Raw genomic sequence first — 22,219 nt, forward strand, 5'->3', positions numbered from 1 at the left:
ATGTGGGCGACCGTGCTGGCCGTCCTCGCCTTCATCGTCGCGCCGCTCGCCGTCGTGGTGGCCAGCTCGTTCACCGCGACCGGCTACCTCGCCTTCCCGCCCGAGGGGTTCTCCCTGGAGTGGTACGGCGCGGCGGCCCGGAACAGCACCTTCGTCGACTCCTTCCTCACCAGCCTGCAGCTGGCGCTGGCGGTCGCCGCGATCTGCGCCCTGGTCAGCATCCCCGCGTCCTACGCCATCGCCCGGCACCCGGGTCGGACCGCCACGCTGCTGGAGCAGGTGTTCCTCTCGCCCCTGATGCTGCCAGCGGTCGTCTTCGGGCTCGGCCTGCTCTTCGTGCTGTCGGCGCTGGGCTACCGCGGCACCTTCGTCGGTGGGCTCCTCGGCCACGTCATCATCGCCTCACCCTTCGTCATCCGGTCGGTGCTGGCGGGGTTCCGGGACATGGACCCGCACCTGGAAGATGCCGCGATGTCGCTGGGGGCCAGCAGGTTGCGGGCCTTCCTCACAGTCACCCTGCCCTCGGTGCTGGGCAGCGCGATGAGCGGGCTGGTCTTCGCCTTCGTCATCTCCTTCGACGAGGCCGTGGTCACCCTGTTCCTCACCGGCCCCTCGTTCGAGACCCTGCCGGTGACGATCTTCACCTACGTGCAGTACTCCAACGACCCCACCATCGCCGCCGTCTCGACCGTGCTGATCGCGATCAGCTTCGTGCTCGTGGCGCTCACCATGCGCTCCCCGAAGGACTCCGATGACCGCTGACCCCACGACCGGCCCCGAGCGCAAGGTCGCCGTGGTGACCGGGTCCTCCTCCGGCATCGGGCGCGGCACGGCCGCCGTGCTCGCGGCGCGGGGCTACGACCTCGTGCTGCACGGCCTCGACGACGGTCCCGAGCTCGAGTCGGCCCGGGCCGAGGTGGAGGCGGCGGGTGCCCGGGTCGCCGCCGTGGTGGGTGACGTCCGCGAGGAGGGTATGCCGCGGCGTCTCGTCGGGTGCGCGACCGACAGTTTCGGTCGGCTCGACGCGGTCGTCAGCAACGCCGGGTCGGGGCTCACGAAGCCTTTTGCGGACCTGACCGACGACGACTGGCACACCGTGCTGTCGGTGCACCTCGACACGGCTGTGCGCCTGGCGCGGGAGGCGGGGCCGCACCTGGCCGCCGCCCGCGGCGCGATGGTGGTGATGTCCTCGGTCGCGGCCACCCGTGCCCTCCCCGGCCGCACGGCATACGGCACGGCCAAGGCCGCCCTGGAGGGTCTCACACGGGGCCTGGCCGCCGAGTGGGCCGCGTCCGGGGTGCGGGTCAACGCCATCTCGCCGGGCACCATCCGCACCCCGTTGGTGCAGCGGAACTTTGAGCGCGGCCTCCTGGACCCCGAGGCGGTGCTGGAGCGCACACCGCTCGGGCGCTTCGGCGAGGCGGGCGAGATCGGCACCGCCGTGGCGTTCCTGCTGTCCGGCGACGCGTCCTACGTGACCGGGCAGGTGCTCGCCGTCGATGGTGGATGGTCGATCTGGGGAGGCTGGTCCTGATGGAGTGGACGGTCCTGGGCATCCGTCGCGCGGTCGCCGAACGGAGCACGACGGTGCGTGCGGTCGTGGAGGAGGCGTTGCGGCGCATCGAGGAGCGCGACGGACCGTTGCACGCGTTCCTCACGGTCTGTGCCGACGAGGCCCTGGCGCAGGCCGACCAGCTGGACGCCCGCCTGGCGGCCGGGGAGGAGCCGGGCCCGTTGTGCGGCGTGCCGTTCGGGGTGAAGGACCTCTATGAGACGAAGGGTGTGCGCACGACCTACGGCTCCCGGGCCTTCGCCGACAACGTGCCGGACCGGGACGCCATTGTGGTGGCCAGGCTGCGGGCCGCGGGTGCGGTGCTGGTCGGCAAGACCAACACCCCCGAGTTCGCGATCTACATCCGCACGGTGAACGACCTCCAGCCCGAGTCGCGCAACCCGTGGGACCCGAGCCGCACGACCGGCGGGTCCAGCGGCGGCTCCGCTGCGGCGGTCGCCGCCGGCATGGTGCCCTTCGCAGTCGCCAGCGACGGTGGTGGCTCGACGCGCATCCCCTCGGCACTGTGCGGGCTGGTCGGCATCCTGCCCTCCCGGGGCACGGTCCCACGCGGTGGTTTCATCGGCACCCGGCGCTTCTCGTCCTCCGGCCCGGTCACCACCACGGTGGACGACGCGGCCGCGGTGCTGGCCGTCATGGCCGGCCCCTCCGACAGTGACCCCGTGTCGCGGGGACTCAGCCCCACCGGCGTCCTCGCGGAGCCGTGGCCGCAGGACCGGCCGGCTCGGCTGCGGTGGGTCGGCGACAGCGGCGTGCCCGGGGCCGAGACCGACGTGGTCAGCCACGTCTCGGCCGGCGTCCGCCGGTTCGCGGCAGAGACCGGACACTCCCTCACGGCGGAGCCCGTCAGCCTCGACTCGTCGCGGTTCAGCGACGACTTTTACGTGATGATGCAGGCGGACCGTATCTCCACGGGTGGTGGCGACCTGCTCACCGACCCGGGGACCAGGGAGCAGCTGACCGGCTATGCCCGGCACCACTTCCAGCGGGGCACCCAGGTGAGCGGTGCGGCATACTCCCGCGCCCTGGAGACGCAGCTGGTCGCCACCGAGCACCTGCTGGGCCTGCTCGAGGGGCACGACGCACTGCTGACGCCCACCCTGGCGTTCGTGGCGCCTCCGGTCCCCGAGGGGCCGGAGGCACTCCCCGAGGACGCCCGTCGGGGCTTCGTCGCCTTCACCTTCCTCATGAACTACACCGGCTTCCCCGCGGTCACGGTGCCCTGCGGGACGGTGCGCTCGCTGCCCGTGGGCCTGCAGCTCATCGGTCGGCCCGGGTCCGAGCCGATGCTGCTGGACCTGGCCAGGCAGTTCCAGGACGGCACCGCCCCCGTCGGGCTGCCAGCCCGATCCACCCTGACAGAAGGAGTCACCCCGTGACCACGCCGGTCCTGCTCACCTTCGACATGGACGCCGAGACCCTGTGGACGGCCCGGGACCCGGAGTCGACCAACCGGCCCGTCTGGCTCTCCCAGGGACACTACGGACCGAACGTCGGCCTGCCCCGCATCCTGTCCCTCCTCGAGCGCTACGAGGTGGCCGCCACCTTCTTCATCCCGGGTCTCGTCGTCGAGCGCTACCCGGCCGCCGTGGAGAGCATCCTCGAGGCCGGGATCGAGATCGAGCACCACTCCTACTCCCACGCCTGGTCCGAGACGCTGACGGCCGAGCAGGAGGCCGAGGAGTTCCAGCGCGGCTGGGACGCGATCGTCTCCGCGACGGGCCGCGAGCCGCGGGGCTGGCGCTCACCTGCCGGGGAGCTGACGCCGCACACGGTGGGACTCATGGAGCAGTTCGGGTTCGACTTCTCCAGCAACCTGTTCGGCTCGGACTCGGCCCACTTCCTGGCCGACGGTGACCGGACGACCGAGATCGTCGAGCTGCCGTTCGCCTGGGCGCTGGACGACGCACCCTTCTTCCTCTACAGCAACCGGCTGCCGGGCAGGAGCATGTCGGCGCCCAGCGCCGTGCTGGAGACCTGGACGCTGGAGTACGACGGCATCAGCCAGGAGGACGACACCCACTTCATGCTGGGCATGCACCCGCAGGTCGTGGGCCGCCCCTCACGGCTGTGGGTCCTCGAGCAGACCATCCGCCACATCCAGGAGGCCGGCACCGGCGAGTTCCTCGGCTGCGCGGGGTATGCGGAGCGGGTGCGCCCGCGACTGACCGACGGTCATGCCGGTGTCGGCCGTGCCTGACCCGGGTCGCCGGATCGCGGTCGTCACCGGAGGCCTGGGGGCCATCGGGGCGGCGGTGTGCACGGCCCTGCGGCACGAGGGTGCCGACGTGGTCGTGGCCGATCTGGCACCCGGCGACGCGGTGTCGGTCGACATCACCGACGAGACCTCCGTGGTGGCCTTCGCCAACCACGTCCGTCGCACCCACGGCCGGTGCGACGTGCTGGTCAACAGCGCCGGCGTCGCGCCGGTCGGGGACGGCCTCGCCTGCACGGTGGCCGAGTGGAACGACGCCTTTGCCGTCAATGTCACCGGCGCCTGGCTGATGACCAAGCACCTGGCGCCGCTCATGCCGGAGGGGGCGTCCGTCGTCAATGTCGCATCCGGGGCGGGGCTGCGACCGGCCCCGGGCATGGCGGCCTACGTGGCCTCCAAGCACGCCGTCGTGGGTCTGACCCGCTCCCTGGCCCTCGACCTTGCCGGGCGGGGGATCCGCGTCAACTGCGTGGCTCCCGGACCGGTCGACAGCCCGCTCAACGACCTGGTCCGCTCGCAACGCGAGCCGGTGGATGCGGGGGTCCCGGGCGAGCGCAACGTCCTGGGCCGGTCCGCGACCCCCGACGAGATCGCGGCGGCGATCAGCTTCCTGGCCTCACCGCGCACTGGCTTCGTCACCGGCTCGACCCTGGCCGTCGACGGCGGCCGCACGATGCACTGACCCCCACCCCCACCCCGATTGGAGTCACCGATGTATCCCCACCTTGACCGCCGCGGTTTCCTGAAGGCCAGCAGTCTGGCCCTGATGGGCGTAGGCCTGGCCGGCTCGCTCGGCGCCTGTGCCCGCTCCGGCGGTGAGGGCGCCGCCAACGGAGGTGCCCAGAACGTCCTGAAGATCAACAGCTTCGGCGGCACCTTCCAGGAGGCCGTCCAGAGTGTCGTTGTCGACCCCTTCCAGGAGAAGTTCGACGCACAGGTCAGCGTCACCACCGCCATCTCGAGCGAGGCGCTGACCCAGCTGCGCTCGTCCCCCGAGGGCAAGCCGGCTCTCGACGTGGCCTACATGGACCTCGTCCCGATCTACCAGGCCAGGGCCGCAGGACTGCTGCAGCCCATGGACCGGGCCAAGATCCCCAGCCTGGGCGAGATGTACCCGCTCGCCGTCGACGAGGAGGGCTACTGGGTGGCCGAGCTGGTCTCGATGACCGGGATCGCCTACAACACCGAGCACGTCAAGACCCCGCCGACGTCGTGGAAGCAGCTGTGGGACAAGGAGTACGAGGGCCGGGTCGCGATCAGCAACGTCTCGGGCACCGCCGGCTACCAGTTCCTCGCGCAGATGGCCCGGATCCACGGCGGGAGCGAGACGGAGATCGACCCGGGGTTCGAGGCGGTCGCCAAGCTCAAGCCCAACCTGGCCGCGATCTACAACACCCCGGACGAGATGAGCCGGCTGCTCTCGAGCGGGGAGGCGTGGCTCGGCCCCTGGTACGCCGACCGGCTCAGCTCCCTCAAGCGCCAGGGCGCGCCCGTGGCGTTCGTGACACCGGAGGAGGGGGCGATGGCCATCCTGTCCTCGATGTGCATCCCCAAGGGCACCTCCCAGCTCGACCTGGCCCACAACTACATCGACTTCCAGATCTCCGCGGAGGTGAACAAGAAGTTCATCACCACGATCGCCGAGGGCCCGACCAACAGCACGGTCGAGCTCGACCAGGCCTTCCTGGACGAGAACTACATCCCCTACGGCACGGAGGCGATCGAGCAGCTGGTCGCCCTCGACAACCAGGCGATCGCCGAGAACCTGGCCGACTGGGTCACCCGCTGGCAGTCCGAGATCGCGAACTGAGGCAGGCGTCGACGACGCGGTCGGGCAGCGCCGCCGCGTCGTCGGGCCGGTGGTCTAGCGGGCCGGCTGCAGCGCCATCGACACCACGCGTGCCACGCCGGCGAGGTCCGGAGCGACCTCACCGGTCCGCACGGTGTTCGCCCGGTCGAGCATCGCCGCGACAAAGGTGTGCGCGGCGTCCCGACGCAGCCCGGGGTCCAGGACCACGCCGACGGTGCGGTCGAGCACGTTCTCGGTGAGGGCGACGAGGTTCTGGCGGAGGTGCCGGAGGTGCTTGCCGACCTCCGGGTGGGTCCCTGCCTCGCGGAACAGGATCGTGCGGAGGGTCGCCGAGGCGTGCTCGGCGAGGCCGACGTGCTCATCGAGGCGGATCAGAGAGGTGGTCGCGTCGCCGGGCTCGACGACCCGGTCGGCCTCGTCCGGGCCGTGCGTCGGCAGCCGCTCGGTGACCAGCGCGAGCAGCAGGTCGATCTTGTGCGGGAAGTAGTAGAAGACCAGACCCTTGGGCACCTTCGCCTCCGCGGCGACCCGGGCGGTCGGGGTGGCGTCGAAGCCGGACTCGGCGAAGAGCCGCTCGGCGGCATCGAGGATCGACGTGCGACGGTCCTGGGCCATAGCTCTCCTCTCAGCGCCCGGGTGTGCCGGCGGACCGGGCCGGTCCGCCGGCAGTGCGGGCGTCAGTGCGCCACGGCGTGGTGCTCCCGGTGCAGCCGGTTGCTCTCCGGCAGAGCCAGGCCGCCGGCGATGATGGCGACGGCGCCGACGATCCAGGCCGTCCAGGCCATCGGCATCATGTCGCTGAAGCCCATCACCCACGGTGAGATGACGAAGAGCGCGCCCAGCACGACGTGGGCGATCTCGGAGTTGCGGTCGTCCGGCGTCGCCAGCGACCACAGTGAGACTGCTGCGGTGAGAACTCCCAGCGCGACCATCGTCCAGGTCGCCCTGGTGGTCGTCTCGGTCCACAGCGGTGCGAGGGCTGCGTAGGCGCCAGCCAGCAGCGCCGCCCAGTCCTGCCATCGTGTCCACTTCTTCATGGCAAACCTCCATCTCTGAGCCGGTACCCGTCGACCGTCCTGGAGGCGGGTGCTCTTATTCTCCGGCCTGATTGACCGCCCGGTCAAGAGGTGCGGTGAGCAGGTCTCGTCGCTAGTGTCGGAGCGGACGACCGCGACGGACGGCGCGCCGCCGGGGCCGGGTCCACACGGGCGTTCCGGGACCACGGAGGAGAGCTCATGACGACGTTCGGCCGATCTGATGACCTCGAGGGGGCCGAGTTCGTCGGCGCGAACCTCAGGGGTGCGCGCTTCCGCGACAGTGACCTGACCGGCGTCGTGGTGCGGGGCAGCGAGATCGCCGGGATCGAGCTCGACTCACCGTGGCTGACGGAGGGCGACGGCTCCCTGCTCGTCAACGGCGTCGACATCGTGCCCCTGGTGGACGCGGCGCTGAACGACCGGTTCCCGGGCCGCGCACAACGGCGCGCGAGCGACCCCGAGGGGCTGCGGTCCGCGTGGGCCGCCCTCGAGCAGACCTGGGAGGGCACGCTCGCCCGCGTCGCCGGTATGCCGGAGGGCACGGTCGAGGAGTCGGTGGCCGGCGAGTGGTCGTTCAGCCAGACACTGCGCCACCTGGTCATGGCCACGGACACCTGGCTCGGCAAAGCCGTCCTGCGGGCGGAGCAGCCCTACCACCCGCTCGGCCTGGCCAACGCCGGGGCGGAGGAGGACGGGCTTGACCTGTCGCCCTTCACGACGGAGGCCCCGAGCTACCCGGACGTGCTCCGCGCCAGGTCCGAGCGAGTCAGGATGGTGCGCGACTTCCTCGGGCAGGTGACCCCGGCCGTCCTGGCAGAACCGCGCACCAACCCCTGGGCGCCGCAGCACGCGGAGACGGTCCTGTCCTGCCTGCACACGATCCTCGAGGAGGAATGGGAGCACCACAGGTACGCGGTGCGCGACCTCGACGCGCTCGAGGCGCGCCCCGGCTGAGCGTCGGCACCCGAGGGGGCGTCAGTCGTCGCTGCCGTGCGTGTCGTACCGGTAGTAGGCGTAGAGCTGCTTCTCCTGCGCAGCCGAGAGGTGGTGCTCGTGGTGGGAGATGTACTCCTCCGCGACCAGGGGTGCGTCCTCGATGAGGCCCTTGCCGAACCCGACCCTCAACCGCGGCGGGTCGCTCTCCCCGTCCATCTCGGCCCCCCGGAGCGGGACGTAGGTCTCGTGGCCGGCATACAGGCCCGTCTGCACGGTGACCCACTCCAGGTCCCCGGTGCTCTCGTCGAAGAACATCCGGCCGATGCGGCCCACCGTCCGGCCGTGGTTGTCCTCCACCTCCGCCTGGTTGGCGATGAGGTCGTGGAGCTGCTCCTTGGTGATCATGGCTTGCTCCTCCCGTTCAGGGGGCTGACCCGCTCAACGCAACCACTCTCCGGGTCGGTGCGCAACACCGTCCGCCGGTCGGATCGTTAGGCTCGGGGCGTGCGCACCCTCGGCAACGTCCTGTGGTTCCTCCTGGCCGGCTGGTGGCTCGCGCTGCTCTATCTGGTCGCCGGCCTCTTCGCGTGCGTGCTGATCATCACCATCCCGTTCGGCATCGCCTCGTTCCGGTTGGCCGGCTTCGTCGTCTGGCCGTTCGGGCGGACGGCCGTCTGGCGGCGCGATGCGGGCTTCTGGTCGGTGGTGGGGAACATCATCTGGATCCTGCTGCTGGGCTGGGAGCTGGCGATCGGTCACCTGCTGGCCGGGCTGTTCCTCTGTCTCACCATCGTGGGGATCCCGTTCGGCATCGCCTGCTGGAAGATGGTGCCGCTGGCGCTGCTCCCCCTGGGTCAGGAGGTCGTGCCGGTAGCCCGCGCACACCACGACCGGTTCGCGGTGCCCCAGCCTCAGCGCTGATCCAGGAGCGTGAGGGCGAGCTCCACCGCCGCGCTGGCGTCCGGTGCGGGGAGGGGACCCTCGGGCAGGTCCCAGCCGCGGACCATCACGACCGGGACGCCGGTCCGCACCGCGAGGGCGACCTCGCTGAGCGTGCCCCAGCTGCCGCCGACGCAGATGATCGCGTCACAGGTGCGGACGAGCAGGGCGTTGCGCATCTCACCCATCCCGGTGGGCAGGGCGATCGTCAGGTGCTCGTTCCCCTCGTCCCGCACCGCACCGGGCAGTATGCCGACAGTCACCCCGCCAGCGACCGAGGCACCTCTCGAGGTGGCCTCCATGACGCCGCCCAGGCCGCCGGTGACCACGATGCACCCGGCGATGGCGAGCAGGCGGCCGACCTCCGCCGCCTCGGCGAGCACCTCCTCGGTGACGTCGGAGCCGGGCCCGACCACGCCGACATACTGCGCTGTGCGTGACACGTCCTAACGGTCCGACCAGGTGGGCTGCCGCTTCTCCAGGAACGCGCAGATGCCCTCCTGGGCGTCGGCGGCGAGGGCATTCATCGTCATGACCGTCTTGGCGTAGTCGTAGGCCGAGTGCTGGTCCCGGGAGATCTGGGCGTAGAACGCCTCCTTGCCGATGCCCGTGACCACCGAGCTCGCGGCGGCGATCTGCCCGGCCAGCTCACGGGTGCGCGAGGCGAGCCGGTCGGCGGGGACGACCTCGTTGACCAGGCCCCAGTCGGCGGCGGTCGGCGCGTCGATCGGGACACCGGTGAGGAGCAGCTGCATGGCGCGCTTCTGGCCCACGACGCGGCTGATCGCGACCATCGGGGTGGAGCAGAACAGGCCGATCTTCACACCCGGCGTGCCGAAGCGGGCCCCCTCCTCGGCGACGACCAGGTCGCAGGTGGCCGCGAGCTGGCAGCCGGCGGCGGTGGCGATGCCCTGCACCTGGGCGATGACCGGCTGCGGGATGGACTGGACCAGCTCCATCAGCTCGCAGCAGCGGTCGAAGATCTCGCGGTACTCCTCGACGCTGCGGCCGGTCATCTCCCCGAGGTCGTGGCCGGCGCTGAAGGCCGGACCCGCCCCGGCCAGGATCACGACCGAGACGTCCCGGCGGGAGCCGAGCCCGCGCAGCACCTCGATCAGCTCGCTCATCAGCGCCAGGGAGAGGGCGTTGCGCTTCTCGGGGCGGTTGAGCGTCACCGTCGCGACGCGGGCCTCGGCGTCGATCTCGGTGAGCACGGTGGGGGCGGCGACGGTGGTGGTCATCGGTGGATCCTTTCGGCGGCGGTCCGTGCCAGCCTACGCACGGACGCGCAGACCGGGCAGGCCCCCGGTCAGCCGGCCCCTGGCACCCGGCCGGCGCGACGGCATACGGACGCAGCGGGTCAGTGTGCCTGCGCCGCCAGGGCGATGACGTCGGCGACCTTCTCCAGCTCCGGCACGTGGTGGGCGGTCACCACGCGCACGCCCTCGGGCCCTCTGCCGGACCAGCTCGCGCTGCTGGCGATCGTGGCGATGCCGTGGGAGGCCATGACGAGCATCGCCTGGTGCTCGTTGCGGACGGGCACCCACAGGGCGAGGTTGTCCCCGCCGTGCACCTCCAGCCCGCGCTCCCGGAGCAGGGCCGCGAACCGTTGGCGGCGCTCCGTGTAGACCTCGGAGGCCCGGGTGACCGTCGCCTGGCTCTCCGGGTCGGTCAGCAGCCAGGCGAGGGCGTCCTGCAGGATCCGGCTCGTCCACCCGTCGCCGAACTGCCGGAACACCCGCACGCGTTCGATGGGGGAGGCGGCCCCCCCGACGACGCCGATCCGCAGGTCCGGGGAGTGGGACTTGGAGTAGCTGCGGACCATCACCGTCTTGTGGGGCAGGAGGGCCCCGACGCCGTGGTAGGGCTCGGCGCTCAGCGTGCCCCAGGCGTCGTCCTCGATGACGAGGAGGTTCTCGTGCTCGAGCAGCTGCGCGAGCTCGGCCTGCCGGGTCGGCGTGACCGTCGCGCCCGCCCAGGAGGAGTTGCGCGGTTCGTAGATGAAGGCCACGGGCTTGTGGCGCAGGGCCGCGGCGAGCCGCTCGGGGACCGGCCCGTCGTCATCGAGCGCGACCGGCAGCACGCGCGCTCCGACGTGGTCGAGGATGTCGAGGAGCCGGGGCGTCGCAGGCTCCTCGATCGCCACCGTCTCGCCGGCCACGACCGAGGTCGAGATGAGGCCGAGCAGGCCGTCGTAGCCGCCGCGGCTGCACAGCCACGCCTCGGCCGGGAACGGCCAGGTCGACGCGGCCGCGGCCTGCAGGGACGCGGTGATCGGGTCCACCTCGTAGGAGTGGAGCTTGGGGTCGGTGAGGGCGTGCTGCAGCGCGGGCGCCAGGTCCGGCAGCAGCGCGGGGTCCGGCACGGCGCGGGACAGGTTGAGGGTGTCCGGGCTCCAGTACCTCGTGATGTTGGTGTAGCGCAACGGACTCGGGCCGCCCACGCTGCCGGCCACGCGCATCCCGCCGCGGCCCCCGCCCTCGACGAACCGCTGCTCGCGCAGGGCCCGCCAGGCGGCCGAGACGGTGCCCGGACCGACGTGGAGCCGCGGTGCCAGATCGCGGACCGTGGGCAGCCTCGTGCCCGCCTCCAGCGTGCCGTCGCGGATCAGTCGGGACACCGTCGCCGCGATGCCCGCCGCACTGGCCTCCTCGATCTGCGCTGCCAGCCAGGCGGCCGGGGCGGCCTCCTCAGCGTCCCGCGTCATGGAATCCCCTTATGTTCAGTAACATTCGATCGTATTGTAATCATGCACGACTGAACATAAAGTCTCGCAGCATGGCCCTGAAACCTCTCCGTGTCGGCGCGCGCCCCTGGGCGCACGTCACAGCCCTGGGCGCCGGGGTGACGGTCGCCGGACACGCCGTCGACTACCACGCCCTGGCGACCACCCCGCGGATCTGGGACGAGCCCGACCTCGATGTCGCCGAGACCTCCCTGAGCCAGTACGTCCGCGCCCGCTCGGCGGGCGACGACAGCGTCACCGGCCTGCCGATCTTCGTCATGCGTGGGTTCCGCCAGCGCTGCATCCTGGTGCCCGAGAGCAGCCCGCTCGAGAGCGCGGCCGACCTGGCGGGCCGCCGGATCGGGCTGACCGGCTGGCCCGACAGCGGCAACACGTGGACCCGTGAGCTGCTCACCCGCGAGGGGGTGGACCTCGGAGGGATCGAGTGGTTCCTCGGCCCGCTCACCCCGGACGCGCCACAGTTCGACCGCAGTGGTGGCGTCGAGCTCGCGGGCAACGTGCACGAGCTGGAGGCCGGCGACGGGCTCACCCACGCCCTCGAACGCGGTCACCTCGACGCGATCATGACCCCCTTCATGCCACCCGGCTTCTACACCCGGTCGGGACTGCGGACCCTGCACCGCGACTCCCAGTCGGCGGAGGAGGCGTACTACCGTGAGCGTGGCTACCTCCCCGGCATGCACCTGATCGCCGTACGGACCGCGCTGCTGGACCGTCAGCCGGCGCTCGCCCAGGGACTGGTCGACGCCTTCGAGGAGGCGAAGCAGCACAACGCCCGGCTGCGCGACAAGCTGCAGGACGCCTTCCCGTGGCACGACCGCGAGCAGGCCCGCACCGCGCGCACGTTCGGGACCGACTGGCTGCCCTACGGGTGGCCCGGTGACCAACCGATGGTCGCCGACTTCCAGCAGGCCCTGGTCACCCAGGACCTGCTCCCGGCACCGGTGCCGGACCACGAGCTCTTCCCCCACCAGGTGGCCCCGTCCACGAGCAAGGAGTATGTCGCGTGAGCACCCTGAACGTGCGTGCCAGCCAGTTCGCCGCCAGCATCGACTGGCAGGAGAACCTCGCCACGATCGGCCCGATCATCGACCAGGCCGAGGTCGACGGCGTCGACCTCCTCGTCCTGCCCGAGGGTGTCATGGCGCGGTTCATCGACCAGAAGGAGCGGATCCGCGAGCTCGCCCAGCCGCTCGACGGCCCGTTCGTCACCGGCGCAGCGGCACTGACCGAGGGCAAGCAGGTCACCGTCGTCGTCGGCATCCACGAGCGGTCCGCCACCGAGCGGCCCTTCAACACCCTGGTCGTCCTGCGTGGCGGCAGGGTCATCGAGGTCTACCGCAAGCTGCACCTCTACGACGCCTTCAACGCCCTCGAGTCCGACAACGTCACCGCGGCCGAGGACATCCCGCCGCTGGTCGAGGTCAACGGCTTCCAGGTCGGCCTGATGACCTGCTACGACGTCCGCTTCCCCGAGCTGGCCCGGATCCTGACCCTCAACGGTGCCGACGTCCTCGTCCTGCCCGCCGCCTGGGTGAAGGGTCCACTCAAGGAGCACCACTGGCGCACCCTGGTGACCGCCCGCGCCCTGGACAACACGGCATACCTGGTCGCCAGCGGCGAGTGCGGCGAGGCGAACATCGGGCAGAGCCTCATCGTCGACCCCCTCGGCGTCGCCCTGGCCCAGGGCACCGAGGCCCCGGGCTCGATCACCGCCACGCTGACCAGGGACCGGCTCGACGACGCCCGCCGTCGCCTGCCCGTCCTCCAGAACTACCGGTTCAACGTCGAGGCCACGCCTCGCGCCCTCACTGTCGTCCCCGCGTCCTGACGCGCCCCGAAAGGAACCCGCTATGTCCCGCACCCGCACCGCCGCCCTGAGCCTCCTGGCTGTCCCCGCCCTGGTCCTCGCGGCCTGCACCTCCGACCCCGAGCCGTCGACCGGCGGCGCCGGGGGCGGCTCCACCGGCGCCGACACCGACAGCTCCACCGCCTCGGCCGCAGCCGAGGTCGAGATCCCCACCCAGGAGCTCAACGAGGACCTGCGCTCGCAGCTGCCGGAGGACGTCCAGGAGAGCGGCACCATGGTGTCGGTCAACACCGGCTCCTTCCCTCCCTACACGATCGTCCAGGGCGACAACGAGGTCACCGGCGCCACCGCCGACCTCGCCACCGCGCTGGAGCAGATGCTCGACATCACGATCGAGCACACCACCATCGACGGCCTGGCCAGCGTGCTGCAGGGCATGGACGGTGGTCGTTACGACCTCGACCTCGGCCCGATCGGCGACTTCCCCGAGCGCCAGGAGCAGGCCACCTTCGTCGACTACGTCCAGGAGTACGTCGTCTTCGCCGTCCCCGCCGGGAACCCGGCCGAGATCGAGGACATCGCCTCCACCTGCGGCACCCGCATCGCCGTCCAGGCCGCGGGCTCGGCCGAGCGCACCATCAAGGAGCAGTCCGTGACCTGCGAGGAGAACGGTGAGGAGCCCGTGGAGGTCCAGTCCTACAAGGACCAGCCCTCCTCGATCCTCGCCGTGCAGTCCGGTCGCGCCGACGCCTTCTTCTCCTCCCAGGCCCCGCTGACCTACTTCGTGCAGCAGTCCGACGGTGAGCTGGAGCTCGCCGGCACCGGTGAGGCCAACGGCTTCGACGACCTCTTCCAGGGCGCCGTCGTCCCCAAGGACTCGCCGACCGCGGACGTCCTGCTGGCCGCGTTCGAGGAGCTGCACGCCAACGGCACCTACGACGCGATCATGACCAAGTGGGGCCTCGAGGGCAACACGCTCGACACGCCCGGAATCAACCTGGGGCAGTGACCGTGACGGCCACCACAGGTAGCCAGCAGGCGGTGACCCAGGACCCGCCCGAGCTGGACGTCAAGGACGCCAGCCGCCGGCCCCACCCCTGGCGCTGGATCGGCGCGGGCGTCGTGCTGGTGCTGCTCGCGATGTTGGTGAACATGCTGATCACCAACGAGAACTTCGAGTGGGACGTCGTCTTCGCCTGGTTGACGGCAGAGTCGATCATGAAGGGACTCGGCGTCACCCTGCTGCTCACCGTCATCGCGATGGTGATCGGCATCGTCCTCGGGGTCCTCCTCGCCGTGTGCCGGCTCTCGGCGAACCCCCTGCTGAGCTCGACCGCGAACGCCTACATCTGGTTCTTCCGCGGCACGCCCACGCTGGTGCAGCTGATCTTCTTCTACAACCTGTCCGCGCTGATGCCCGAGATCTCCCTCGGCATCCCGTTCGGGCCGGAGTTCGTGGTCTTCGAGACCAACACCCTCATCACGCCGATGCTGGCCGCGATCCTGGGCCTCGGGCTCAACGAGGGCGCCTACATGGCCGAAATCGTCCGTGGTGGCCTGCTCTCGGTGGACCACGGGCAGCGTGAGGCGGGCGCCGCGATCGGCATGACGGACCGTCGCATCATGCGCCGGATCGTGCTGCCGCAAGCGATGCGGTTCATCGTGCCGCCGACGGGCAACCAGGTCATCAGCATGGTCAAGGCGACGGCGCTGGTGAGTGTCATCGCCCTGGCCGACCTGCTCTACACCGTGCAGGCGATCTACAACCGGACCTTCGAGACCATCCCGATGCTCATCGTCGCCTGCGTCTGGTACCTGATCATCACCTCGATCCTGTACGTGGTCCAGTCCCGGATCGAGAACCACTACAGCCGTGGCGACCGTCACCAGAGGACGAGCTTCTGGGACTTCCTCCGGATCCGTCCGAAGGGCAGGCCGACGCCTCCCGCGGTGACCGAAGGGGTGACCGCATGACCTCGGCAACCACGCTCGACCGGTCCGCCGGAGCGGCCGGCTCCGGCCCCGTCCTGGACGCTCGGGGCGTGCACAAGAGCTTCGGGCACCTCGAGGTGCTCCAGGGCATCGACCTGCAGATCGCCAAGGGCGAGACCGTGGTCATCCTCGGGCCCTCGGGCTCGGGCAAGTCGACGTTCCTGCGGTGCATCAACCTCCTGGAGACGCTCGACGCCGGGCGCATCCAGGTGGGTGGACGGGACGTGGGCTACGAGGTCCGCAAGGGCCGGCTGCACGAGCTGGCGCCCGCCGAGCTGGCCCGTCGCCGGGCCGACATCGGCATGGTGTTCCAGCACTTCAACCTGTTCCCGCACCTGAACGTGCTCCAGAACATCATCGAGGGCCCCGTCGGCGTGCGCGGACAGAACCGGGCGGAGGCCATCCGGACGGCGCAGTCGCTGCTCGAGCGCGTGGGACTGTCCGGGCGGGAGAAGTCCTACCCGCGCCAGCTCTCCGGCGGGCAGCAGCAGCGCGTGGCGATCGCCCGGGCGCTGGCGATGCAGCCCCAGCTCATGCTGTTCGACGAGCCCACCTCGGCCCTGGACCCGGAGCTGGTCGGTGAGGTGCTGGCCACCATGCGGGACCTCGCCAACGAGGGCCTGACCATGGCCGTGGTGACGCACGAGATCAGCTTTGCCCGCGAGGCGGCCGACCGGGTGGTCTTCATGGACAAGGGCGTCATCGTCGAGCAGGGCCCCCCGGCCCAGGTGCTCGACAACCCGCAGCACGAGCGCACCAAGGCGTTCCTCGCCCGCTTCCTCTGAGCCGACCGACGTGACCCGTGGGTGCCGACCGGTGCCCACGGGTCAGGTCGACGGGTCGCCGTAGCCGGCCGCACGGCATACGGACCCTCAGGCCAACCGGTAGACCGAGACGTGCGAGCGGGACTCCGCGGTGAACTCGACACCGTCCCAGTCCGCCGAGCGGCTCTCCAGCTCGAAGCCGGCCAGCTGGCCCATCAGGTCCAGCTCGGCCGGCCAGATGTAGCGGTGCGGCGTGCGACCGATCCGGGCCTCCGGCCCGTCCCCGAACCGGACGTGGTGGGAGACGACCCGCTGGCGCAGCACGTCGTAGCTGTCCAGCCCCAGGTAGCCCTCGGTCACGGCGGACACGGTCGCCGCTCGACCGGGTGGCAGGGCCTGCAGCTCGGGCACCCACAGCTCGATCACGAAGCGACCGCCGGGGCGCAGGTGCCGAGCCGCGTTGCGGAAGCACTCGACCTGCGTGGCCTGGGTGAGCAGGTTCGCGATCGTGTTGAAGACCAGGTAGACGAGGGTGAACTCGCCCGGCACCCGGGTCGTGGCCATGTCGCCGTGGACGACGGGGAGGGTCTGCTCGCCGACCTTCTCCCGGAGGCGGGCGATCATCGGCCGCGAGAGCTCGACGCCGGTCACCGGCACGCCCCGCTCGGACAGTGGTATGCCGACCCGTCCGGTCCCGACGGCGAACTCCAGGGCGGCTCCGTCCCCGGCCAGGCGGGCGAGGGTGTCGATCGTCGGACCGAGCACCTCGGGGGCGAACATGCCGCTGCCCGGGGTGTCGTAGCGGGCCGCGGCGGCGGCGTCCCACAGCTCGTCCTGGCTGGCGTCGAAGAGGTCACGCACGCGTGCCACGCTGTCAGACCCGTGGTGTGCTGTCGACGGGTTAACTCCGGTCGGCCGTGACATCTGTCCTGCCGCACACGGGCGGCCAGTCACGGGTGAGCAGGCACGGCACCAGTCAGGATGGCGCCCATGGAACGCAAGAAGCTGTCATACATCGCGCTCGTGATCACCATCATCTATGGGGGGCTCTTCGCCGTGGTCGGCGACGACGTCCGCACCACCTACGCCGTGGTCGGCGCCATCGTGGTCGCGGTCTCCTGGGTGAGCGTCGGCATGCTGGGCCGCGACGACGAGACCCCTGGTCGCGGCTGAGGGGGCTGTCGGCGGGCGGTGCTTGACTCGCGAACGACGACCGGTTGGCCGTCACCGACCCGAGGAGGACGCGGCATGCGACCTGTGATCGACCATTTCGGCATCAACTGCGCGGACCTCACGGCGAGCGCGACGTTCTACGACACGGTGCTCGCCACCCTGGGGCTGCGCCGCATGATGGACCACGGCGTCGCCATGGGCTACGGCGACCGGTTTCCCAGCTTCTGGATCAGCAACGGCGCCGCGGACGGGCCCAACCGCGAGGTGCACATCGCCTTCAGGGCGGACAGCCAGGAGCAGGTCCGTGCCTTCCACCAGGCTGCCCTGAGCCTGGGCGCCGAGGAGCTGCACGCGCCCAGGCTGTTCCCGGAGTACCACCCGGGTTATTTCGGCGCGTTCGTGCGCGATCCCGACGGAAACAACGTGGAGGCAGTGTTCCACGCGCCGCCTCCTGAGGGCCCTGCGCTGGACAGGTAGGACGAGAACGGTCGGCACACCCTCTTGTGGCATCGTCATCTAAGCGCTACCTTGTGACGCATGGTACCTAGCGACAGTGCGATCCTCACCCACCTCAGGCGGGGTGCGTTGGAGTACTGCGTCCTGGCCATGCTCCGCGACGGGCCCACCTACGGTTTCGACATCGCCCGCCACCTCACCCGTGACGGCGTGCTCATGACCAGCGAGGGCACCCTCTATCCGCTCCTGTCCCGCCTCCGCAAGGCCGGTCTCGTCGACACGACCTGGCAGGAGTCCACCAGCGGGCCCCCCCGCCGCTACTACGCCCTCACCGGCTCGGGGGCCGCCGCCCTCGAGGCGTTCCACCGCACCTGGCCATCATTCCGTGATGCCGTCGACACCGTCCTCAGCGAGGGAGCAACCTCATGAACAGCACCCAGCACCGCCTCGTGTCCACGTATCTTGACGACCTCGCCCGCATGTTGGCCGACCTGCCCCCCGAGGACCGCGCCGAGGTCCTGGCGGGCGTGCGTGAGCACATCGACGCCGCGCTGGCCGAGCGTCCCGGCGCCGAGACCGACGTGCAGTCCGTCCTCGCGGAGCTGGGGCCACCAGATCTCGTGGCCCGCGAGGCCTACGAGTCCGGGCAGTATGCCGTCCGCTCACCTCACCCCTCACCTCCAGTGAGGCGGCCGATCGCCGACCGGGGCTGGGTGCCGGTGACGGTCGCCGTCCTCCAGGTGCTCGCCGTTGTCATCGTGCTGCTGACGGTGGGCGGCACGGCGGCCTTCATGGTCGAGGCCACGTCGACCTCTGACGGGGCAGAGGTGGTGACGACCAATAGCTACGGCGGCGGGGCGCTCGTCGGCGCGGTCACGGGGGCTGTGATGGCGCTGCCCCTGTGGATCGCCGTGGCCCTCTTCGTCGGCAGCTCCCGCTTGTGGGTCGGACCGCAGAAGGCCGCCCACCTGCTGTTCCTGCCCGTGACCGTGCTCCTGCTGGCCGCCCTCCCCACGCTCGGCTGGGCGCTCGGCGGACCCATCGGCCTGGTGGCCGCCTCCTGGACCACCATCGCCCTCGTCGTGCTCGGCGGTGGCTGGCTGCTCGCGCGCCTCACCTCTGCCGCGCGGCGCCGGCTCGACGGCCAGAGTCTCCCGGCGGACGCGTAGACCCACCGACGGGCTCGACCCGCCCGCCGGTGGGTCGGCGCCTCAGGACGTGAGCGCCTGCCAGGTCACGCCGCCGGCCTCGCCGTCGATCACCAGGCGGTTGACGGACTGATAGGTCCGGACAGCGGAGTCCGTGACACTGCCGAACGCGCCGTCCACCGACAGCCCGGCACCGTGCTTGTTGAGCACCGTCTGCAGTGCCCGCACGTGGTCGCCACCATGACCCTTGCGCAGCACGTAGTCCAGGACGGGCCAGGTCTTGGGGCCTGCCTGCCCGTCCCCGACCAGCCCGACAGCCTTCTGCCAGGCCGCCAGTGTGGCCGTCGACTTCGGGCCGTGGTAGCCGTCGACCGTGATCGACCGGCCGCGCTGGCGCAGCAGGTACTGCATCGCCTTCACCCGCTGGCCGCGTGCCTCCGGGTCCAGCGTCGGCCAGCCGCCGCCGATCACGGCGCCCCGGTTGGTCAGATGGGTGCGCGGGTTGACGTCATCACCGATGGACCCGATCTGCACCTCGAAGTGCAGGTGCGGTCCCGTGACGTTGCCGGTCGCGCCCATGTCGGCGATCCGCTGGCCCGCCGAGACCGAGGCCCCGTTGGAGACCCGGAAGGTGTTGAGGTGGCCGTAGTAGCTGTAGACGCCACCCCCGTGGGAGACGACCAGGCCGTTGCCGGTGCGCCCCGTGACGACATTCCAGCCGCGCCGGACCACGGTGCCGGCCGCCGCGGCATACACCGCCGTCCCGGTGGAGTTGGCGATGTCCCACCCCGCGTGCCAGGTCGTCTTCCCGTTGAGGGTGCGCCACCCGTAGGCGGACGACAACCTCCCCCTGGCCGGGTTGCACCAGCGGCCGTTGCGCAGGGTCGCGGCGCTGGCGGCCGGCAGTCCCGGGCCCCACGCGGTGGTGGCGCCGGTCAGGGCGACCCCGCCGGCGAGTGCCATCAGGACGGTGCGCCGAGAGAGCCCCTCGTCCCGCGCCGGGTCCTGTGGTGTGGTGATGTGGTTCATGGTGGATCCCCTCCAGTGACAGTGCGGGCCACCAGGCGGCGAGCCCGTCGGCCCGAGCCTGCCAGTGAACCGACTCGGCCAGCCAGGGCACGGACGAAGATTTAGGCCAGTGCAGACCAGACGTTGACCCGTGGTTCACGGCGTTGCCTTGTCAGCCGTGTCGCGGTCTGCCGGAACGGATCCGGACGGGATCCCAGCCAGGAAGGGACCCCTCTCCTAGGCGCGGTAGGTGCCCGGTCGCGGCTGGGCCCAGGGTCCTTCGTGTCCTTCGTCCCACGGGAACCTGCCCTGAGGATCCGCCCACGTGAGCTGATAGGCCGGCACCGACTCCAGGAACGGTCGGCGGTAGTAGTTGTTGGCCTCGAAGACCACCATGCCCGGGTTGGGGATCTCCTCGACCAGGACCGCCAGGGACAGGTGGGGGACCAGCTGGCCGGGCACGAGGTCCTGGTGGTGGCCGGTGACCTGGTGCGCTGCCGTGTTGAGCAGCGCCATCGAGACGTCCTGTGGCAGGCCCAGGACCACGAGCTCGGGGTGGCCGACGCCGTAGAGGCCCGTCGTGTAGCAGAACGGCTGACCGAGCCGCTGCGGGAGTCCCTCGGGTCCGCCGAGCTGTTCGGCGACCGGGTCCCCCACGTCGGGGGCCGCGTCGCCGAGCACGCGGCAACAGTCGCAGTCGGCCTCCTCACCGCCGAAGACGTACGTCAGATGCACCCCGTAGGTGCGGATGTGTTCTGTCATCAGGCTCCGCTGGCGGTCCTCGAAGGCCTTCAGTGCTGCTGAGTCGTCCATGTCGTCCTCCCCGTGCGCACCCGGTGCGCGCTCTGTCCAGGACGCTAGGGCCGCGATCCGACACCGCGACGCGGTTATCCACAGTCCCGCCACCGGCGCGTGGACCGTCTGGTGCCCACCACGTCTTAGGGTGGCGCCATGAGACTGGGTGACCTCGCGGCCGCGCTCGACCTGACCCTCGACGGCGACCCGGCGGTCGAGGTCACGGGCGTCACCCACCAGGCGGACTGGGCGAGGCCCGGGGACGCGTTCGTGGCCATCCGCGGCACACGGGTCGACGGCCACACCTTCATCCCCGAGGCGCTCCGGCGAGGTGCCGTGGCGGTCCTGGGGGAAGGGCTGCCGGAGGGCGTCGACTGTCCCGTGCCGTATGTCGTGGTGCCGGGGGCGCGGGCCGCGCTCGCCGACGCCGCGGCGGAGCTGGCCGGCCACCCGAGCCGGTCGCTGAAGGTGCTCGGTGTCACCGGCACCGACGGCAAGACCACGACCTCCTGCCTGGCCCGTCACCTGCTCCGCGAGGCGGGCCGGGCCACGGGCCTGCTGTCCACGATCGGCTACGAGCTGCCGGACGGGGTGCTGCGCCAGCCGCCGGCCCACTTCACCACTCCCGAGGCGCCCCAGGTGCAGCAGATCCTCGCCGACCAGCTGGCCGCAGGGGCGGAGGACGTGGTGGTCGAGGCCTCCAGCCACGCCCTGGCCCTGGACCGGGTGCGTGCGGTCGACTTCGACGTGGCCGTCTGGACCAACCTCACCGGGGAGCACCTCGACTTCCACGGGTCCATGGAGGGCTACTTCGCCGACAAGGCCAAGCTGGTGCAGCGGGCGCGGCACGCCGTGCTCAACGCCGACGACCCGTGGACCGAGCGGCTGCGGCCCATGGCCCCCAGCCACACGGCATACTCGGCCGAGGGGACCGACGCCGACTGGCGGGCGACCGGTGTGGTGGAGGGGCCGGACGACCTGCGGTTTGCCGTCCACTCGCCCGAGGGCGAGTTCGACGCGGTGCTGCCGATGATCGGCCGGTTCAACGTCGCCAACGCGCTGGCCGCGCTGGCCGGTGTGCACTCGCTCGGCGTCGACGTGCCGACCCTCGTGGCCGGCCTGGCGACGTTCGGCGGGGTGCCGGGCCGGATGGAGATGGTGGAGCGCACCGCCGGGGCGCCGCGGGTGATCGTGGACTTCGCGCACACGCCGCCGAGCCTGGAGAAGGCGCTGACGACGGTGCGGGTCACCACCGCCGGACGGCTCTGGGTCGTGCTGGGGTCCGCCGGTGGCCCCCGCGACCCCTCCAAGAGGGCGCCCCTCGGCGCGACGGCGACCACCCTCGCGGATGTCGCGGTGTTCACCGAGGAGGACCACCGGGACACGCCCCTGCAAGAGATCCTCGACGAGATGGAGCGCGGCGCGCGCGAGGCCGGACGGGACAACTACGTCGCGATCGGTGACCGCCGGGAGGCCATCGCGTATGCCGTGGGCGCGGCCGGCCCCGACGACACCGTCGTCCTTGCGGGCAAGGGCCCGGAGGAGACGCTCGAGCGGGACACCGAGACGATCCCGTGGGACGAGATGGGGGAGGCGCGGGCTGCGCTGCGACGCGAGGCGCCCGGCGCCGGTCGTGCCGAACCGCGGCCCTGACCCCGCTGGCGGGACTGCCTGAGGGCTACTGCTGAGCCGCCCGCGCTCAGTGGCCGTTCCGACAAACGTGCTGGTCAGCGCTCTGTCGGTGGTCGTATGTATGTTCGAGGTATGGATCGGCAGGCGGGGGTGGCGGACGAGCGGGGGTATGCCGCTGGGTCGCC

At 71.2% G+C, this 22,219-nt stretch carries 27 protein-coding genes; 18 read left to right on the forward strand and 9 right to left on the reverse strand.

What is annotated here, in order from left to right; genetic code table 11:
• From DA085_RS19220 to DA085_RS19245, 6 genes are read left to right on the forward strand one after another with little or no spacing between them, the layout of a single operon-like run.
• A complete protein-coding gene (locus DA085_RS19220; RefSeq protein WP_109474605.1) occupies window positions 1-762 on the forward strand; it encodes an ABC transporter permease in 762 nt (253 codons plus the stop codon).
• On the forward strand, window positions 752-1,534 hold the full coding sequence (locus DA085_RS19225) for an SDR family NAD(P)-dependent oxidoreductase (RefSeq protein ID WP_109474606.1): 783 nt from the start codon (window positions 752-754) through the stop codon (window positions 1,532-1,534). The genes DA085_RS19220 and DA085_RS19225 overlap by 11 nt, the downstream gene beginning before the upstream one ends.
• On the forward strand, window positions 1,534-2,952 hold the full coding sequence (locus DA085_RS19230) for an amidase (RefSeq protein WP_161958574.1): 1,419 nt from the start codon (window positions 1,534-1,536) through the stop codon (window positions 2,950-2,952). Before DA085_RS19225 ends, DA085_RS19230 begins: the two co-directional genes overlap by 1 nt.
• Window positions 2,949-3,773: a polysaccharide deacetylase family protein gene (locus DA085_RS19235; protein WP_109474608.1), complete on the forward strand. Its 825-nt coding sequence runs from the start codon at window positions 2,949-2,951 to the stop codon at window positions 3,771-3,773. The genes DA085_RS19230 and DA085_RS19235 overlap by 4 nt, the downstream gene beginning before the upstream one ends.
• Window positions 3,766-4,470 (forward strand): SDR family NAD(P)-dependent oxidoreductase, encoded by a 705-nt coding sequence (locus DA085_RS19240; protein ID WP_161958575.1) that lies wholly within the window; start codon window positions 3,766-3,768, stop codon window positions 4,468-4,470. The genes DA085_RS19235 and DA085_RS19240 overlap by 8 nt, the downstream gene beginning before the upstream one ends.
• Before the next feature lie 30 nt (window positions 4,471-4,500).
• Window positions 4,501-5,598: an ABC transporter substrate-binding protein gene (locus DA085_RS19245; RefSeq protein ID WP_109474610.1), complete on the forward strand. Its 1,098-nt coding sequence runs from the start codon at window positions 4,501-4,503 to the stop codon at window positions 5,596-5,598.
• Window positions 5,599-5,652: 54 nt separating this feature from the next.
• Here DA085_RS19245 and DA085_RS19250 read toward each other — a convergent pair whose 3' ends face one another.
• Together DA085_RS19250 and DA085_RS19255 are read right to left on the reverse strand one after the other, a co-directional pair.
• The gene (locus DA085_RS19250) at window positions 5,653-6,213 is read right to left on the reverse strand and encodes a TetR/AcrR family transcriptional regulator (protein WP_109474611.1); all 561 of its coding nucleotides are present in this window, start codon (window positions 6,211-6,213) and stop codon (window positions 5,653-5,655) included.
• Window positions 6,214-6,275: 62 nt separating this feature from the next.
• Window positions 6,276-6,635, reverse strand: a complete 360-nt coding sequence (locus tag DA085_RS19255; RefSeq protein WP_109474612.1) for an SPW repeat protein — start codon at window positions 6,633-6,635, stop codon at window positions 6,276-6,278.
• A 198-nt stretch (window positions 6,636-6,833) separates the two neighbouring features.
• Between DA085_RS19255 and DA085_RS19260 the strand changes: the two genes are divergently transcribed.
• Window positions 6,834-7,589, forward strand: a complete 756-nt coding sequence (locus tag DA085_RS19260) for a DinB family protein (RefSeq protein WP_109474613.1) — start codon at window positions 6,834-6,836, stop codon at window positions 7,587-7,589.
• 21 nt (window positions 7,590-7,610) lie between these two features.
• Here DA085_RS19260 and DA085_RS19265 read toward each other — a convergent pair whose 3' ends face one another.
• A complete protein-coding gene (locus tag DA085_RS19265) occupies window positions 7,611-7,976 on the reverse strand; it encodes a PRC-barrel domain-containing protein (RefSeq protein ID WP_109474614.1) in 366 nt (121 codons plus the stop codon).
• Window positions 7,977-8,075: 99 nt separating this feature from the next.
• Here DA085_RS19265 and DA085_RS19270 point away from each other — a divergent pair, with 99 nt between their 5' ends.
• A complete protein-coding gene (locus DA085_RS19270; protein WP_109474615.1) occupies window positions 8,076-8,492 on the forward strand; it encodes a YccF domain-containing protein in 417 nt (138 codons plus the stop codon).
• On the opposite strand, the gene DA085_RS19275 is transcribed toward DA085_RS19270, so the two are convergent.
• From DA085_RS19275 to DA085_RS19285, 3 genes are all read right to left on the reverse strand, one after another.
• Window positions 8,483-8,953 (reverse strand): TIGR00725 family protein, encoded by a 471-nt coding sequence (locus DA085_RS19275; protein ID WP_109474616.1) that lies wholly within the window; start codon window positions 8,951-8,953, stop codon window positions 8,483-8,485. The two genes, DA085_RS19270 and DA085_RS19275, sit on opposite strands and share 10 nt — an antisense overlap.
• A 3-nt stretch (window positions 8,954-8,956) precedes the next feature.
• Window positions 8,957-9,751: an enoyl-CoA hydratase gene (locus DA085_RS19280; protein WP_109474617.1), complete on the reverse strand. Its 795-nt coding sequence runs from the start codon at window positions 9,749-9,751 to the stop codon at window positions 8,957-8,959.
• Between the two features lie 119 nt (window positions 9,752-9,870).
• Window positions 9,871-11,217 carry an aminotransferase class I/II-fold pyridoxal phosphate-dependent enzyme gene (locus DA085_RS19285; protein WP_109474618.1) on the reverse strand — a complete coding sequence of 449 codons (1,347 nt, stop codon included), beginning with the start codon at window positions 11,215-11,217 and terminating at the stop codon, window positions 9,871-9,873.
• Window positions 11,218-11,288: 71 nt separating this feature from the next.
• On the opposite strand from DA085_RS19285, the gene DA085_RS19290 reads away from it, so the two are divergent.
• From DA085_RS19290 to DA085_RS19310, 5 genes are read left to right on the forward strand one after another with little or no spacing between them, the layout of a single operon-like run.
• Window positions 11,289-12,266, forward strand: a complete 978-nt coding sequence (locus tag DA085_RS19290; RefSeq protein ID WP_109474619.1) for an ABC transporter substrate-binding protein — start codon at window positions 11,289-11,291, stop codon at window positions 12,264-12,266.
• On the forward strand, window positions 12,263-13,087 hold the full coding sequence (locus DA085_RS19295) for a carbon-nitrogen hydrolase family protein (RefSeq protein ID WP_202619327.1): 825 nt from the start codon (window positions 12,263-12,265) through the stop codon (window positions 13,085-13,087). The genes DA085_RS19290 and DA085_RS19295 overlap by 4 nt, the downstream gene beginning before the upstream one ends.
• 22 nt (window positions 13,088-13,109) lie before the next feature.
• Window positions 13,110-14,075: an ABC transporter substrate-binding protein gene (locus DA085_RS19300; RefSeq protein ID WP_109474620.1), complete on the forward strand. Its 966-nt coding sequence runs from the start codon at window positions 13,110-13,112 to the stop codon at window positions 14,073-14,075.
• Window positions 14,076-14,077: 2 nt separating this feature from the next.
• A complete protein-coding gene (locus DA085_RS19305; protein ID WP_237565618.1) occupies window positions 14,078-15,040 on the forward strand; it encodes an amino acid ABC transporter permease in 963 nt (320 codons plus the stop codon).
• Entirely contained in the window at window positions 15,037-15,843 is an 807-nt protein-coding gene (locus tag DA085_RS19310; protein WP_109474621.1) for an amino acid ABC transporter ATP-binding protein, read from the forward strand. The genes DA085_RS19305 and DA085_RS19310 overlap by 4 nt, the downstream gene beginning before the upstream one ends.
• An 87-nt stretch (window positions 15,844-15,930) precedes the next feature.
• Here DA085_RS19310 and DA085_RS19315 read toward each other — a convergent pair whose 3' ends face one another.
• Complete coding sequence (locus tag DA085_RS19315) at window positions 15,931-16,683, reverse strand: class I SAM-dependent DNA methyltransferase (RefSeq protein WP_237565619.1); 753 nt, start codon at window positions 16,681-16,683, stop codon at window positions 15,931-15,933.
• A 129-nt stretch (window positions 16,684-16,812) separates the two neighbouring features.
• Between DA085_RS19315 and DA085_RS19320 the strand changes: the two genes are divergently transcribed.
• The 4 genes from DA085_RS19320 (at window position 16,813) to DA085_RS19335 (ending at window position 18,620) form a co-directional block, all read left to right on the forward strand.
• Complete coding sequence (locus DA085_RS19320; protein WP_109474623.1) at window positions 16,813-16,995, forward strand: hypothetical protein; 183 nt, start codon at window positions 16,813-16,815, stop codon at window positions 16,993-16,995.
• A 75-nt stretch (window positions 16,996-17,070) separates the two neighbouring features.
• On the forward strand, window positions 17,071-17,472 hold the full coding sequence (locus DA085_RS19325) for a VOC family protein (RefSeq protein ID WP_237565620.1): 402 nt from the start codon (window positions 17,071-17,073) through the stop codon (window positions 17,470-17,472).
• A gap of 60 nt (window positions 17,473-17,532) precedes the next feature.
• The gene (locus DA085_RS19330) at window positions 17,533-17,880 is read left to right on the forward strand and encodes a PadR family transcriptional regulator (protein ID WP_109474624.1); all 348 of its coding nucleotides are present in this window, start codon (window positions 17,533-17,535) and stop codon (window positions 17,878-17,880) included.
• Entirely contained in the window at window positions 17,877-18,620 is a 744-nt protein-coding gene (locus DA085_RS19335) for an HAAS signaling domain-containing protein (protein WP_109474625.1), read from the forward strand. The genes DA085_RS19330 and DA085_RS19335 overlap by 4 nt, the downstream gene beginning before the upstream one ends.
• Window positions 18,621-18,662: 42 nt before the next feature.
• On the opposite strand, the gene DA085_RS19340 is transcribed toward DA085_RS19335, so the two are convergent.
• A complete protein-coding gene (locus tag DA085_RS19340; RefSeq protein WP_202619328.1) occupies window positions 18,663-19,628 on the reverse strand; it encodes a peptidoglycan DD-metalloendopeptidase family protein in 966 nt (321 codons plus the stop codon).
• A 216-nt stretch (window positions 19,629-19,844) separates the two neighbouring features.
• The gene (locus DA085_RS19345) at window positions 19,845-20,420 is read right to left on the reverse strand and encodes a DUF4262 domain-containing protein (RefSeq protein ID WP_109474626.1); all 576 of its coding nucleotides are present in this window, start codon (window positions 20,418-20,420) and stop codon (window positions 19,845-19,847) included.
• Window positions 20,421-20,558: 138 nt separating this feature from the next.
• Here DA085_RS19345 and DA085_RS19350 point away from each other — a divergent pair, with 138 nt between their 5' ends.
• Window positions 20,559-22,055 carry a UDP-N-acetylmuramoyl-L-alanyl-D-glutamate--2,6-diaminopimelate ligase gene (locus DA085_RS19350; protein ID WP_109474627.1) on the forward strand — a complete coding sequence of 499 codons (1,497 nt, stop codon included), beginning with the start codon at window positions 20,559-20,561 and terminating at the stop codon, window positions 22,053-22,055.
• Window positions 22,056-22,219 lie beyond the last annotated feature (164 nt).

The organism is Ornithinimicrobium cavernae (assembly GCF_003121625.1).
Taxonomy (GTDB): domain Bacteria; phylum Actinomycetota; class Actinomycetes; order Actinomycetales; family Dermatophilaceae; genus Ornithinicoccus; species Ornithinicoccus cavernae.